At 58.4% G+C, this 14,634-nt stretch carries 12 protein-coding genes; 7 read left to right on the forward strand and 5 right to left on the reverse strand.

The window, feature by feature from the left end; all coding sequences use genetic code 11:
- Positions 1-167: 167 nt before the first annotated feature.
- From ACWDUN_RS18005 to ACWDUN_RS18030, 6 genes are all read left to right on the forward strand, one after another.
- A complete protein-coding gene (locus tag ACWDUN_RS18005; protein ID WP_449930963.1) occupies positions 168-608 on the forward strand; it encodes a hypothetical protein in 441 nt (146 codons plus the stop codon).
- A gap of 113 nt (positions 609-721) precedes the next feature.
- Entirely contained in the window at positions 722-2,521 is a 1,800-nt protein-coding gene (locus ACWDUN_RS18010; RefSeq protein WP_449930965.1) for a DUF4012 domain-containing protein, read from the forward strand.
- 79 nt (positions 2,522-2,600) lie between these two features.
- Positions 2,601-4,088 carry a polysaccharide biosynthesis tyrosine autokinase gene (locus ACWDUN_RS18015; protein WP_449930967.1) on the forward strand — a complete coding sequence of 496 codons (1,488 nt, stop codon included), beginning with the start codon at positions 2,601-2,603 and terminating at the stop codon, positions 4,086-4,088.
- Positions 4,089-4,162: 74 nt separating this feature from the next.
- On the forward strand, positions 4,163-4,909 hold the full coding sequence (locus ACWDUN_RS18020) for a class I SAM-dependent methyltransferase (protein ID WP_449930969.1): 747 nt from the start codon (positions 4,163-4,165) through the stop codon (positions 4,907-4,909).
- Positions 4,910-4,965: 56 nt separating this feature from the next.
- Positions 4,966-6,021, forward strand: a complete 1,056-nt coding sequence (gmd, locus tag ACWDUN_RS18025; RefSeq protein WP_449930971.1) for a GDP-mannose 4,6-dehydratase — start codon at positions 4,966-4,968, stop codon at positions 6,019-6,021.
- The gene (locus ACWDUN_RS18030) at positions 5,982-6,992 is read left to right on the forward strand and encodes a GDP-L-fucose synthase family protein (protein WP_449930973.1); all 1,011 of its coding nucleotides are present in this window, start codon (positions 5,982-5,984) and stop codon (positions 6,990-6,992) included. The genes gmd and ACWDUN_RS18030 overlap by 40 nt, the downstream gene beginning before the upstream one ends.
- Here ACWDUN_RS18030 and ACWDUN_RS18035 read toward each other — a convergent pair.
- Both ACWDUN_RS18035 and ACWDUN_RS18040 read right to left on the reverse strand, forming a co-directional pair.
- Positions 6,989-8,461: an oligosaccharide repeat unit polymerase gene (locus ACWDUN_RS18035; protein WP_449930975.1), complete on the reverse strand. Its 1,473-nt coding sequence runs from the start codon at positions 8,459-8,461 to the stop codon at positions 6,989-6,991. The genes ACWDUN_RS18030 and ACWDUN_RS18035 overlap by 4 nt on opposite strands.
- A 142-nt stretch (positions 8,462-8,603) precedes the next feature.
- Positions 8,604-9,965: a nucleotide sugar dehydrogenase gene (locus ACWDUN_RS18040; protein WP_449930977.1), complete on the reverse strand. Its 1,362-nt coding sequence runs from the start codon at positions 9,963-9,965 to the stop codon at positions 8,604-8,606.
- A 36-nt stretch (positions 9,966-10,001) separates the two neighbouring features.
- On the opposite strand from ACWDUN_RS18040, the gene ACWDUN_RS18045 reads away from it, so the two are divergent.
- Positions 10,002-10,928 (forward strand): SDR family oxidoreductase, encoded by a 927-nt coding sequence (locus tag ACWDUN_RS18045; RefSeq protein WP_449930978.1) that lies wholly within the window; start codon positions 10,002-10,004, stop codon positions 10,926-10,928.
- A gap of 69 nt (positions 10,929-10,997) precedes the next feature.
- On the opposite strand, the gene ACWDUN_RS18050 is transcribed toward ACWDUN_RS18045, so the two are convergent.
- The 3 genes from ACWDUN_RS18050 to ACWDUN_RS18060 form a co-directional block, all read right to left on the reverse strand.
- Positions 10,998-11,714: a glycosyltransferase family 4 protein gene (locus tag ACWDUN_RS18050; RefSeq protein ID WP_449930980.1), complete on the reverse strand. Its 717-nt coding sequence runs from the start codon at positions 11,712-11,714 to the stop codon at positions 10,998-11,000.
- A 380-nt stretch (positions 11,715-12,094) separates the two neighbouring features.
- Positions 12,095-12,823, reverse strand: coding sequence for an FkbM family methyltransferase (locus tag ACWDUN_RS18055; protein ID WP_449930982.1), 729 nt, complete (start codon positions 12,821-12,823; stop codon positions 12,095-12,097).
- 300 nt (positions 12,824-13,123) lie between these two features.
- Complete coding sequence (locus ACWDUN_RS18060) at positions 13,124-14,599, reverse strand: lipopolysaccharide biosynthesis protein (RefSeq protein WP_449930984.1); 1,476 nt, start codon at positions 14,597-14,599, stop codon at positions 13,124-13,126.
- Positions 14,600-14,634: the final 35 nt, after the last annotated feature.

Raw genomic sequence — 14,634 nt, forward strand, 5'->3', positions numbered from 1 at the left:
GCCCACGGATCACCGAGTTGTGATATCGCGATCATTCCGGCAAAACATGCACCACTAGCTGGGGTTATAGGTTGACAGTCAGTTCCCAGTCTGGGATGCTTTTGCCAACTTTCAGGCCCACACAAGGGGGACAAATGTCAGCGCTAACACGCAAGATCAATTTGGGTGTGGCCTCGTGCGCGCTCGCCGCCGCAGCAACTCTTTCACCGGCCACAATCGCACAGGCGCAGCCCGCCCCGGCGCCGCTGAGCTCGATCGGTGGGCAGATCGGTCAGTTGGATGAATCCGACTGTGTCACCGTCACCGGCGCAGAGTGCGCCGGCGCGGCGGCCAAGTCCGTGTCGGCTGCGGCCAGCGCCACGCCGGGCGGCATTGTCCGCAGCATCTTCCAGAACGATCTGTGGTGGATCGGTCAGGCGAATCCGAACCCGCCGGACCGGTCGACCGTGCTGGAGTTCGTGCCGATGAGCCTGGTGCCCGGTTTCTTGAAGCCCGTGTACGGGTGGTTTACCCAAAACCTGAACTTTGAGGTCTGCCTGTTGGGCGGTTCGGTCAAGATCGGTCCGTACGGCACCACGACGGTCTCGGTCGGCCGAGGCTGCGACTAGTTTTGCGCGCACCACAAAGCGTAGAGGTCCCGGCGTGGGCATTCACTTCGCGTCCATGCCGGGAACGGGAAGCCTGCTGAGTGCGGACGGGCAACCCTGACGGTGAGAACCGCATGGACTCACCAGATGAACACGATGGACGATTCTCAATCCTGAAACGCCGGCGACGAGAGCTCCTGTTGGGCGGCGCTGTGCTGGTGATTGGCGTTGGGGCTTTTGGCGGCTGGCTCGCAGTCGAAGGCTCCAATGCCAAATCGGCCCTGGAGCAGGCGCGCACCAGTGCGCAGCAGGCCAAAGCTGCTCTCCAACAAGGCGATTCCGAAGGTGCGGTCCGACTGGCCGACGAGGCACAGGTTCATGCCCAGCAGGCGCGCAAAGCAACGCACTCGCTGCCGTGGGACATTGCGTCGGCGGTGCCGTGGTTGGGTAGCCCCTTCGAGACGGGCCAACAGATCTCCGACGTGGTGTTGGGACTGGCTGACGATGTTCTCAAGCCTGCCGCGGCTGCCGGAACAGCGCTTGCCCCCGACCGGTTACTGCAAGGCAGCAGAGTCGATGTCGAGGTGCTGCGCAGCGAGCAGCCAACGCTCGACGAACTAACTCAGGCGGCGGGCCGGCTCAATGTGAAGGCTCAAGGTATCGGCGACCCCACTTTTGTCTCGGTACTCAAGGACGCACGGGCACAGCTGCAGCACCAGACCTCCGATATCGCCGACCTTTTGCAGAACACATCTCTTGCCGCGCGCCTCGCGCCGATGATGATGGGTGCCGACGGTCCACGCTCATACTTCATGGGCTTCCAAACCAATGCCGAGGCGCGTGGAACAGGCGGATTGCTAGGTGGTTTCGGCGTGCTGCGCTTCGACAACGGCCAGGGCACCGTCGATACATTGGGTGCCAACACCGAGCTTGACATGGCATTCCGTCCTGTCGATCTGGGCGCGGAGTTCCAAGAAACCTACGGTTACACCAATCCGTTCGGTGACTTCCGCAACAGCAACCTGAGCTCGCACTTTCCGTACGCAGCTCAAATCTGGAAGTCTATGTGGGATCAACAGACCGGCAGCAACGTCGATGGAGTCATCGCGATCGACCCGTTCGCACTGAGCTACATCTTGGGAGCCGTCGGTCCGGTGACCATGCCGGGCGGGGAGAAGGTGACCAAGGACAACGTTGTCGAGCTGACCGAGTCGACGGCGTATGCGCGGTTTCCGACCGATCAAGTGGCGCGAAAGCAATACCTCCAGGACATAGCCAGCGCGGTCGTCCAGAGGATGACGGCATCGGTGGGATCACCGCGAGCGCTGCTCGACGCGCTCGGCAAATCAGTTGGTGAAGGCCGCATTTCGATCTGGAGTTCAGATCTCGAAACGCAGGAACTCCTTGAGCAGACACCCCTGGCGCACATCGTTCCCGACGATCCAGCACCGTACGCCGAAGTGGTCATCAACAATCTCGGTGGCAACAAGATGGATTACTACCTCAATCGGGAAATCGAGTATGTGGCCGATGGGTGCGGTGGCGACACCAGGAACTCAACGGTCACCGTGCGATTAAAGAACACCGCCGAAGCGTCTCAGTTGCCGGACTACGTAGCCGGCACCGGCGGCCTGAATCCGGAGGTACCGATCGACCTCCCGAAGGGGACGATGCTGACCTCGGTTCGGTTGCTCGGCACGACCGGCGCCAAGCTGGAAAGCGCCCTGTCGAACGGCGAGAAGATTCCGGTGTTCACGGGGCAAGAGCGCAATCACCCCACCTTCGAAGTTCAGGTGGCGATTCCGCCTGGCAAGTCCGGTGAGCTGACGTTTCGACTATCGGAACCCACACATCCCGGAACGGCCCGAGTTCCCGTTCAGCCATTGGTGGACGACGTAACTCCCGTAGTATCAGTGCCCGAATGCACGCCGTAGTGATGCAGCGAGCAACGACGGCAGCGATAGCGGCTGACCATAAACGGGGATCAGGTCAACCAGCAGTGAAGGGGCGGCTTTGAATCTTCTGGACTACATCAAGATTCTGCGCAATCGGTGGGTAACGGTTTGCGTGTCGATACTTGTGGCCGTCCTGGGGGCCGTGATGATCACCCTGCTGACGACCCCGCTCTATCAAGCTTCCACCCGCCTGTTCGTTTCGACTACAGCGGGTTCGTCACTGGCTGAGACGTATCAGGGCAACCGCTTCTCTCAAGAGCGCGTGGTGTCCTACGCAGAACTGTTGACCGGTCAGACGTTGGCACAGCGGACCATCGACAAGCTTGGACTTGACATGACTGCAGCGGACCTGCAGGAGAACGTCACTGCGAATGCCAAGCTCGACACCGTCCTCATCACGGTCCAAGTGCTTGATCAATCGCCTGTTGCCGCTCGGGACATCGCGAACACGCTGTCCGATGAGTTCGTGGCGTTGGTGCGTGAGCTGGAAACCCCTGAAGATGGGTCGATACCCGATTCCCGGGTCGTCGTCGAGCAGCGCGCCTCCATTCCAGAATCGCCAGTTGTGCCGAACACACTGCGTAATCTGGCCGTAGGCCTCGCACTGGGACTACTTGCAGGAGTCGGACTGGCAATACTTCGAGATACGTTGGACAACACCGTAAAAGATCGAGAAACGGTGGAAGAGATCACCGGCACCGGACTTGTCGGTGGCATTCCGCTGGACAAGGAACGCCGCAAGCAGGCGGCAATCGCGTTTGACAACGACAACTCACCCATCGCCGAGGCGTTCCGAAAGCTCCGCACGAATCTCCAGTTCCTGGCCGTCGACAACCCTCCGCGTGTCATCGTCCTGACTAGTTCGGTCCCCAGCGAGGGCAAATCCACGACTGCAATCAACATTGCGCTTGCCTTGGCCGAAGCAGAGCACAGCGTCGTGCTCGTTGATGGTGATCTTCGCCGTCCCACGTTGCATAAGTACTTGAATCTGGTCGGCACCGTCGGCTTCAGTACTGTCCTCAGTGGCGGAGCATCGTTGTCCGAAGCGCTGCAGAAAACCCGTTTCCCGGGGTTGAGCGTGCTCACCTCAGGTGCGATCCCTCCGAATCCTAGCGAGCTGTTGGGATCACAGACCGCGCAGAAGATGCTCGCCGAGTTGGCCGGCCAATTCGACTACGTCATCGTGGATTCGACACCACTCCTGGCAGTCACTGACGCTGCCATCCTGGCTGCGGGTTCCGATGGCGTTCTCATAATGGCTCGATACGGCCAAACCAAGCGCGACCAATTCAGCCACGCTGTCGGTAATCTCGAAGACGTAGGCGCGCGATTGCTCGGTGCCGTCTTTACCATGATGCCGACTAAGAATGGCTCCGCGTACAGCTACAACTACCGGTACTACGGCAGCGAAGAACCTTCACGGAGCCCGCGGCATGTGAAGCAACCTGATGAGCCGGAGCCGCAAAACCCACCGATGATCGAGAAGCCCTCTCGGACCGCTGAGACCGGGGCCGTGCGACTGCCTCAGACCGGGGGGCTCGAGTGACTTGGGGCGACTACGATGCCGATAGCGGATGGCGTTTGCACCCAGACACTCCAGGATTCGCCTAGGTGTGTGCTATGGACGAGAATCAGCTGAAGCGTCGCTTCTATCCCGAAGCAAACATCAGCGGGCTGAGCCACGTCGATGGAACCGTTACCTTCTATAGCCATCTAGCCGCCATCGTTAGGCCTGAAGATGTCATTCTGGACTTCGGAGCCGGTCGTGGGGAACCACTCGTCGATGATGACATCGCTTATCGTCGGGACATCGGAAACTTCAAAGGCCGCTGCGCGCATCTCGATGGATGCGATGTCGATCCAGTAGTTTTGGAGAATCCGTTCCTCGATCAAGCCACCGTGATACGTGAAGGCGAACGACTCCCGTACGAAGACAACCGGTTCGACATTGTCTTCGCGCGGTCGGTGTTCGAGCACATCATCGACCCTGACTTCGTTGCGCGGGAACTGCTGCGAATCGTCAAGCCTCACGGCATCATTGCGGCCACAACACCCAACAAGTGGGGATACATCGCTGTCAGTGCACGCATGGTGCCTAACAAGTTTCACGTGAAGGTCCTGTCGCGCAGTCAACCGGACCGCAAGCCCGAAGACGTGTTTCCCACCCAATACAAGATGAACACGCGGCGCGACTTGCAACGCGTCTTCCGCGACGGAGACCGTGCCGATGTCTTCGTCACCAGAAAAGCGCCAGAACCGGCGTACCATTTCGGCCGACCATGGCTCTATCGGTTCTTCAAGTTCATGAATAAACACTCGCCCGACAACGTGCAGCCGATACTTGATGTGTACGTACGGAAACGTTGAGCAGACAATAGTTGCCTCGTAGCTCCATCCGTCACGGAACGAATTCGAAAGTCACCATGACCAAACGTGCACTCATCACCGGTATCACCGGTCAGGACGGCTCCTACTTGGCTGAGCTCTTGTTGAGCAAGGGTTACGAGGTGCACGGGCTGATCCGTCGTGCCTCCACTTTCAATACATCGCGGATCGATCACCTCTACGTCGACCCACACTCACCTGACGCCCGACTGTTCCTGCACTACGGCGACCTCAGCGACGGTGCTCGCCTTGTCACGCTGCTCGCTGGCATCGACCCCGATGAGGTCTACAACCTGGCCGCGCAATCTCATGTGCGCGTGTCCTTCGAGGAACCCGAACATACGGCCGACACCACAGGGACCGGCACTATTCGGATGTTGGAGGCCGTACGGCTCTCAGGTATCAAAACTCGCTTCTATCAGGCATCCTCGTCAGAGCTGTACGGTGCCACCCCTCCTCCCCAGAACGAGGAGACACCCTTCTATCCACGCTCGCCATACGCTGCTGCCAAGCTATATAGCTACTGGATCACCAAAAATTATCGCGAGGCGTACGGACTCTTCGCAGTCAACGGCATCCTCTTCAATCATGAATCGCCGCGCCGTGGCGAGACTTTCGTGACTCGCAAGATCACCCGTGCGGTCGCAGCCATCAAGGCGGGACAACAACAGTTCCTCTATATGGGCAACCTGGATGCCGTCAGAGACTGGGGCTACGCACCGGAGTACGTCGACGGAATGTGGCGGATGCTTCAGGCCGACGAGCCGGAAGACTTCGTGCTGGCGACCGGCGTGGGAATCACTGTGCGGCAGTTTCTAGAAATTGCCTTCGAGCATGCTGGGCTCGACTGGGAAGACCATGTCCGGTTTGACCAGCGCTATCTGCGTCCGACAGAAGTGGATGCGTTGATTGGCGACCCTTCATATGCTGCGAAGAAACTGGATTGGGTACCGACCGTGGACGGATACGATTTGGCACGCCTGATGGTGGACGCCGATATCGAGGCGCTGTCTCATGCAGGAACGCCTTGGATAGATACCGTCCAACTGGATTCTTGGGTGACGCCGATCCCGGAGAGGGCACCATCGCCGTGACGAAGGCGCACAGCTACTCCCCGGCCGAACTGAGTCGGTCTGCAACCTTCTATGTCGCGGGACACCGCGGACTAGTTGGCTCGGCGATCGTGCGGCGACTGGAGCGCGCTGGTTTCGAGAACATCATCGCCAAGACATCCGCCGAGGTGGATCTGCGCGACCGCAAGTCTGTATTCGACTTGTTCCGGCAGACACGGCCTCAGTACGTCGTGCTGGCTGCGGCCAAAGTCGGCGGCATCTTGGCCAATAGCACTTCACCGGTGGACTTCATCAGCGACAACATCCGAATCCAGGTCAACGTGCTCGACGCGGCGCGAGAAGCACAGGTCGAGCGGCTCCTTTTCCTCGGATCTTCTTGCATATATCCAAAGTTCGCTCCGCAGCCAATCGCCGAGGAGTCACTGCTCACCGGTCATCTCGAGCCAACCAACGACGCGTATGCCATTGCAAAGATCGCGGGCATCCTGCACGTTCAAGCGGTACGCCGCCAAGACGGGTTACCTTGGATTTCCGCGATGCCGACCAATCTGTACGGGCCCAATGACAACTTTTCTCCCACGGGCTCGCACGTCATACCGGCGCTGATTCGCCGCTATCACGAAGCTGTGAGCGCGGGGGCGGCGTCCGTGACGAACTGGGGAACGGGCACCCCTCGGCGCGAGTTCCTGCATGCCGACGACATGGCAGACGCTTGCTTGCACCTGCTTGAACATTACGACGGACCGGAACAAGTGAACGTAGGCAGCGGGACTGACACAACAATCCGTGAGATCGCCGAGACAATCGCATCAGTTGTGGGCTACAACGGCAAGACTTGTTGGGACGCAACAAAGCCAGACGGCACACCGCAGAAGCTCCTCGATGTAACGAAGCTCGCGCGCGCGGGCTGGAAGGCGCGGATTGGTCTGCACGAGGGGTTGGACCGCACCGTGAGTTGGTACCGGTCGAACGCAGCGTTTCTACGCACTTAGTGGGCCGGCCTCATCGTGCCTGATCTGCGATTCGGCGCATGATTAGAACGCCCGAGCACAGCGATCGCGAAGAAGAGCATCAACGTCCAGACCAGTGGACGCACGGGGAAATCGAGAGAATAACGCGGTATCTCGGCGACGAACGCCAGAGTGAGCATGTACATCACAGTGCGCCAGGGAGAATCCGGCATCCGCATCATCGCGCGTTGTACAACAGCGACGAACGCACCAAGACCAAAGAGCAGCGTCGGAACAGCGATGACACCAAAGTCGACGTATGCATCCACTACCACATTCGACCCGACACCCCAGCGTGCCTGCGGACCCAGCATGATGTCACCCAACACATCGGCACTTTGCAAATGAGGTAGATCGGATGGCAATACGAGCCCGCGGATGAACGGAATTACGCCAGCTACACCGACAAGCTTATAGAGGCCGTATCCGAAGTCAATCGCTTCTGGTACGCGCGCCAGCGCCGCACGGACGCCGATAGTCGTGATATTGAAACTTGTATCGCCACCGTAGGAGGCGGCCGCTGCGCCCTCGGCGGAGAAGAAATCGAAGACCGATCTGATCCTTCCGGACCTCAGGGCCTCAATCGCGTTGTACATCGGAATCGCGACAATTCCGAGAACTACCAATAGCCATCTTCCGACACGCACTCGAAAGCTCACCAGGCCACCGACCCCGACAATTGCTATCAGCAGGAAGACATTCCGATCTCCACTGAGCAAAAGCCGCGTTGACCAGAAAACAGCTGTCAAAACTGCGAGTGTGAGAAAAATTGAGCTTCGGTCGCCAGTCGACGCCGGATGAACTCGAAGTGCAACAGCGATCATTGAAAGAACGATGATCGCTAGGTAAACCCCTTCAACAACAGGGCTGGTCGTTACTTCACCGCTATACCTGCCTTCTCCGGCCGCTCGCCATCCGAACGCCTCGTACGCGACGATGAAAAGTGCTTGTAACGCAAACACGGGGACCGCCAACGCCCCCACCGAGACACGGTCGAGAAGCCCCACACGGGCACCATCGCCGAGACTTTCATTCCGAACCGCCATGGCTCTGATGCCTGCGCTGAACGACAGAGTGCCTATCAGCGAAAGAATGATCGCCCGGTTCGATTGATCAACGAAAGTATTCTGGAAGAACACGCTCTGCGACACATCGTAAATGCCAAGTACGTGGAGCTGGTACGGATAAAAGAAAATAAGGTACGAGAAAAACTGGAAAAGGAACTCGGTCGTTACGAAGGTGGGAATCCCTGGGTACACGGTGATCGGACGAAAAATCGCTGCCACCACGACGGCGTACTGGCCGAACAAGCAAATCCACAGTATCAGCGAGTTCGCGCCATCCGGCGCCACAGAATAAGCAATCAGCAGAGCAAGTACAGCTAGCGCCAGCGCGACAGGGATGCGAAACCGCCGGTCATGGAGGTTAGCTTCCCGGGAAACTTTGACCATTAGACCCTCAACATGTCTGACTCGCACACAACAGCGCGCGAGCGCCGTAACTCGCTGACTCCCCGCACGAATGAATCACCACTGGCTGAGTAGCGCGCAGCCGAAAACCCGCTAGCGCACATTAGCGCGGCTCTCTTTGGGTTCATGCGACAGGATTCGGCGCGCCCAGCTTGAACACGTTAGCCGACCTAGTTTTGATGACGTTGCGGGTGTCGACAATCAACGATGCCGTCGATACCAGCTCAGCGTAGTCGAAATCGGAATGGTCGGTAAGAATGACCACGCAGTCTGCCGACGATACTGCTTCAGGCGTATATGCGGAAGAATCCAAGTGCAGCCCGCTTTTCCAGTGCCCGCCCTCGATATGAGGCACATACGGGTCGTGGTACGTGATCTGGGCGCCCTTATTCAATAGCAGGGCCATCACATCCAGCGCCGGGGACTCGCGCACATCGTTGATGTCTCGTTTATACGCGACACCCATTACGAAGATGCTGCTCCCCTTGATCGATTTCCCATGTTCGTTGAGCCCATCAGCAATCTTGTCCACCACGTGCCGGGGCATCGCCCCGTTGACTTGACCCGCGAGCTCAATGAAGCGAGCTTCGAAGCCCACTTCCTTCACCTTCCACGAAAGGTAGAACGGGTCAATCGGGATGCAGTGGCCACCCAAGCCGGGACCTGGATAGAACGGCATAAACCCGAACGGCTTGGTCGCGGCAGCGTCTATGACCTCCCAAGCATCGATCCCGATGCGCTCACACATCATGGCGAGTTCATTGACGAGCCCGATGTTGATCGCCCTATAGGTGTTCTCCAAAAGTTTCACCATCTCGGCAGCACGGGGCGAGCCGACTTGGACCACCTTCTCGATTGATGCTCCATACAAAGCGGCCGCGAGCTCCGAGCAGTCCGAGGTGAGACCACCCACTACCTTCGGTACGTTTCTGGTGTTCCAGGTCTTGTTGCCCGGATCGACTCGTTCCGGCGAGAACGCGAGAAAAAAGTCTACGCCGGCAGTGAGGCCGGTCTCTTCGAGAATGCCCAGCACTACCTCTTCGGTAGTACCGGGATACGTTGTGGACTCAAGGATTACTAGCATGCCAGGCCGAAGGACCTGCTTTACCAAATGCGCGGCCGACACGACATAGGAAAGGTCGGGATCCTTCGTTTTGCGAAGGGGCGTCGGCACGCAGATATTGATCGTGTCCAGGGGACCCGCTGCGCTGATATCCGAGACCGCTGCCAGCTTGTCGGCTCCGACCAATCCCGAAACCGTTGAAGACGGGACATCTTGGACGTAAGATTCACCACGATTGATCGCATCGCACTTGCGCTCATCGACGTCGATGCCGATAACCGTGAAGCCGGCATGTCCGAACTCTGCCGCGAGCGGCAAACCAACGTAACCGAGGCCAATCACCGCCGTCCTGGCGGTGCGAGCAGTTAGTTTCTTGTGAAGATCCGCAGCTTCGCGGCTATGAAATGCGGGTGAGTTCAACATATAAGTTAGTTCCTAATCGATAAGGGGAGCCGCAAATTGGAAACGTACTTGATCACTGGCGGCGCTGGGTTCATCGGCTCGCACCTGGCTGAGGCGGCGCTCGCCCGCGGACATGCGGTTCGGGTGATGGACAACTTGTCCACGGGCCTCGAAGAGAACATCCCCCAGGGCGCCGAGTTCATTCAGGGCGATATCACGAATGCTGCCGAGATTGCCGCCGCGATTCGTGGTTGCCACGTTGTGCTCCATCAAGCGGCGATCCCTTCTGTACCAAGGTCAATTGCCACTCCACGACCTTCTCATGCGGCCAACATCGACGGCACTTTCAACGTGTTGCTAGCTGCGCGGGATGAGGGGGTACGTCGCGTCGTGTACGCGGCATCCTCCTCCGCATACGGAGACACCTTAGTTCTCCCCAAAGTTGAGAGCATGCCTGCGAGCCCCCGTTCTCCATACGCGCTACAGAAGCAGGTAGGCGAAACATACTGCCAGCTGTTCACAAGATTATACGGCCTCGAGACGGTTTCCATTCGGTACTTCAACGTTTTTGGGCCTCGCCAACACCCTTCATCGCCATACTCGGGCGTCCTTTCGCTCTTCATACGTGCCGCGCTCACCGACGCAGCTCCAACGATCTACGGTGATGGGACACAAACTCGGGACTTCACCTTTGTCGACAATGTCGTGGATGGAGTCCTCAGGGCTGTCAATGCGCCCGAAGTTGCCGGCGAGATCATCAATGTGGCAGCAGGCGGCCGCGTATCGCTCAACGATGCTTGGGCCGTTCTAGATTCGAAGCTCGGTCCACTGCCAGCTCCGATCTACGGCCCACCGCGCGAGGGCGATGTGCGCGACTCGCAAGCGGACATCTTGAAGGCCGAACGGCTGCTTGACTACCGACCTTTCGTAAGTTTCGAGGACGGGCTCACCCGCACAGTCGAGTGGGCGAAGAACCGCTCGTAGTAGCAACATTCGCACGCATGCCTGTCGGCAAGATCGTGAGTCAATGCCATAGTCGCTAGCTTCGCGGCCTTAGTGTCCTCGTCGGAGGACGGAAATGAACTCCTCTACGCTCAGGTTGGCTTCCGCCAAAGCGCGGGTGTAGCACTCACGAGATTCCATGGAAGACTTTGACGAAGCCGCCATCTTGCTGATCACTGGCAACACGTCCTCGACGAAAGTCTCCCTGCTCCTGGCAAGCACACCCGGACTACCCGACAACTGCTCGGCGATCGATCCCCGCCTCGTAGCCACGCAAACAACGCCGGCCGCCATTGCTTCGTACAAGACCAGCGGCACAGACTCGTGCGCGTACGCTGACGGAAACACAAAATGCGTGATCTCGTTGAAGAACTCGTGCTTTTCAGAGCCATTAAGACGTCCGCGGTACTCGAAGCGGTGTCCAAGCAAGCTGGCGGCACGTTCCAAGTGGTCTTGTGCAGCTGATTCGGCGACCGGCCCCCCGACGATGAGCCGCAACTCGCATCCTGCCCGATGCAACCTGATGGCTAGTTCCACAACCTCGGCTATGCCCTTATCCAGATAGAGGTTGCTCAGATGCCCGAGCACGATCCGGTCCTGATCGGCCTTCAGCGGCAGATCCAGCAGCGATTGATCAACGAGAGCTGCGTTCCCAATGATTAGGGTTTGGCGTATCTCTGGCATGGTGGCGCGAAGGTCCTTGGCCATCATCTGCGACAGTACGATATGCCGCGCCCCCTTTCCTGCCACCTTCGCCAGCGCGACCATGCGCGTCCTTCTTCGGCGGACGTAGGTGTAGGAGTGGTGATGCAGGAAGATCTTTGTCCTAGCGAGCCGCGCTATGCCGACTGTGGCGGTCGTCAGCCACATTCCTCGATCGGCCTTAACCGCTACGTACACAACGTCTGAGCCGAAGACTGTGCGACATGCGGCGATCGAGCGTGTCACTTTGCTAAGAGGACGCCACCAACCTGTCGATCGATCTGCTGTATCGGCCAGGTGGAGGTTGCGAAAGTGCGCTGATAGCCGAGAGGACAAATGACTCATAACGATCGACTGCCCGTCGACCGGTGGGGGCAGCGGCCCTATCATCGCGATACGCAAATCGGGCTGTGCCTTGCCGGCGCCACCGCTGTAACCGTCGAGTGTCACGCGGCGAAGAAGACCGCGTCAGCTTGAAGCAGTTGACCTGTCTTGGCGTCGGCGAATACCGGGTCAAGGCCCATTAGGGTCATTCCCAGCGCCTCTGCTCGATCGAGGCCTTCGCGGTATGTCATGGCGCCCTCATAGAGTGGCACGAGCGACAGTTCTAGTTGCAATCCCATGATCGCACCGGATCTGAGAAGTTCTTCCGCTCCGTCCAGCACGGCGCCTTCGTAACCTTGAACGTCGATCTTCAGATATGTACGACTTCTAGACGTGATGCCGAATGGAGGTAGCAACCGATCGAGACGATCCTGTTCAGCTGTCTCGGAGCCGATGTAGCGCGAGTCCGGGGCAACCTCGGCATGCGTATCCAACATCGGGAGTACCGAACTAGAAAGACCGTCATTGCCAGCAACATTGATTGTTACGTGACCTTTTTGGCTTCCAACCGCTGTCCGTACCACATCCCAGTTCGTATCACCCACCGACTTCTTGCGCAGCGCTTCGAAGGGTCGCCCAAGAGGCTCGAAGGAGACAATGTGGTCGGTGTAGCCAAGCCCCCTTATCGTCGTAGCAAATCCGCCATCGTTCGCACCCACATCAACCACGCAGTCGATACGGTGATGCTTCAGTAGCTGCACGATACGTGCCATCGGATCGTGCAGTGGATAGCGGACGATGTCGACACCGAAACGCTGAATGAGTTGGCGAAGCTCATGTTTGAGTCTCATCCGTGATTGAGGACATTGTTCACGAGTTCGCCCAACATCCCCTCCTCCTCCCCTTGGTCACGCTGTGTCTCTGTTCGTTGTAGAAGCTGCATGCTTCGACGTGTTCCCCTACGGACCCCACAGCCACACTAGCGGCGGAGCTTCGTGCCGACGCTATCCCACAACGGAGTGATTCGCTGTGCCACAACGTAAATCTCCGCCTGAGTCGATGTTCGAGAATGCGCGACGCCGGAGCGGCCCTGACAGCCAAAACTTGGCGCAACTCAGCCGATCGCCAGTATGCCAACCTTGGGCAACCATTCATCGCGACGCCCCTCGAGCTAGAAGCGCACGGACTGTGGCGCGGGGAATCAAGCCGAACCAAGCTGCAGCCCCAGCCAGGATCGTCCAGCCAACAGCGAGCGGTACCGCAATGGGGGCCGCTTGAGCCTGGATCACTGGGCCGATGCCGAACGACACGAGAAGCAACGAAATCGCGAGAAGCTTTGGCCACCAGGGAAGGGCAGATCCTTTCACAGACCTGGCCACCAGGCACGGAAAGGCGAGATTGCATACCGAACGGACAAGGATGACAGCGGCCAGCGCGAGGACCAAACTGTTCGTTGTGAAATAGACGAGGCAGCCCACCAGGATTCCTCCGATGCTCACGCCTAGTCCGAAGAGGACCTTCGGAGCGATTCGCATCGTCACATCAAGTATCTGACCGTCAACACGAATGCTCGCGAGCTGCAGCCCGCAGATGACGAGCAGCGCGTTGAGGACGGTTCCCATGTACTGGGCCGGGCCAACCCACCAATCAACAAACGCACCGTTGAGAGCTAGAACTGCGCTGCTGCCGATGACCGCGACACCAAGGACGAGGTGCCGAACCGAGCGAGACCGTTCGGCCGCAGCATCGAGATCAGACCTTGCGAGTTGCGACCCTAGTGTTGGCATGAACCCACTTGCCGTGATCAGCGCGATTGATGTCACGAACTGCATCACGTATGTCGTGAACGTGTACTGCGTTACACCAGTGACTCCGATCATCACGCTGATGATGATCAGTTCCGACGCCACAAACAGCTTATCTACCGCGACCCACCCGAGAGTCCAAGTGCTGTAACTGAACACTCGGCGGAGATCAGACCGTTCCGGTCTTGCCAGACCCCACCACGGAACAGCCCGCTTCACAATCTGTCGATTGATGACGAAGTTGAATACAGCACCAAGTAGCACGAAGGCCGCCAACGACCAGAGTGGGTAACCCATCATTGCCGCAGCGACCATCGCAGTATTCGTTGCGATGACCGTAGCGGTATTGACAATCATTGATCGATAGCCTTGATTCACACCAACAAGGACGGAGTCGGGGATGGTCAAAACGCCAGCAAGGAGAGTGTTGGCTGCCAGGATCGCTGCCACCGAGTAAGCGAGTTGCTTCGCGTCGGGAGGTATGTCCTTAATAAGGACAGGCATCGCGATGGTCACGCCCACAGCGAGCGTGAGCGCAACCGGCAGCCAGCGGAACCATATGATCACCGCGGCACCGACATCTCGACGCAGCTCCTGATCCGAAAGATCGCGTCGGCTTGCTACGATCCACTTAAGCGCCTGCGACGCACGACCGTCCGCAACTGTTGCAAAGTCAAGATATCTTTGCAGCGATTTCCAGATGCCAAACATCACCGGGCCTAGCGCACCGAGAAGTATCGGGTTCACGATGAACCCGGCCGCTGCAACGACGATGAAATTCGCGTAGTAAGCAGCGAAGTTACGGCGTGTACCTGAGTCCACTCTTCACGTCTCTTCCTGCACTTTGATCACGGTTA

The sequence above is a fragment of the Mycobacterium sp. NPDC003323 genome, from assembly GCF_053589535.1.

Bases quoted from the DNA above. Each gene is read 5' to 3' on its own strand.
- ACWDUN_RS18035 (WP_449930975.1), bottom strand. From the start codon at position 8,461: ATGGTCAAAGTTTCCCGGGAAGCTAACCTCCATGACCGGCGGTTTCGC.
- ACWDUN_RS18010 (WP_449930965.1), top strand. From the start codon at position 722: ATGGACTCACCAGATGAACACGATGGACGATTCTCAATCCTGAAACGC.
- ACWDUN_RS18020 (WP_449930969.1), top strand. From the start codon at position 4,163: ATGGACGAGAATCAGCTGAAGCGTCGCTTCTATCCCGAAGCAAACATC.
- ACWDUN_RS18040 (WP_449930977.1), bottom strand. From the start codon at position 9,965: ATGTTGAACTCACCCGCATTTCATAGCCGCGAAGCTGCGGATCTTCAC.
- ACWDUN_RS18050 (WP_449930980.1), bottom strand. From the start codon at position 11,714: ATGGTCGCGCTGGCGAAGGTGGCAGGAAAGGGGGCGCGGCATATCGTA.
- ACWDUN_RS18055 (WP_449930982.1), bottom strand. From the start codon at position 12,823: ATGAGACTCAAACATGAGCTTCGCCAACTCATTCAGCGTTTCGGTGTC.
- gmd (WP_449930971.1), top strand. From the start codon at position 4,966: ATGACCAAACGTGCACTCATCACCGGTATCACCGGTCAGGACGGCTCC.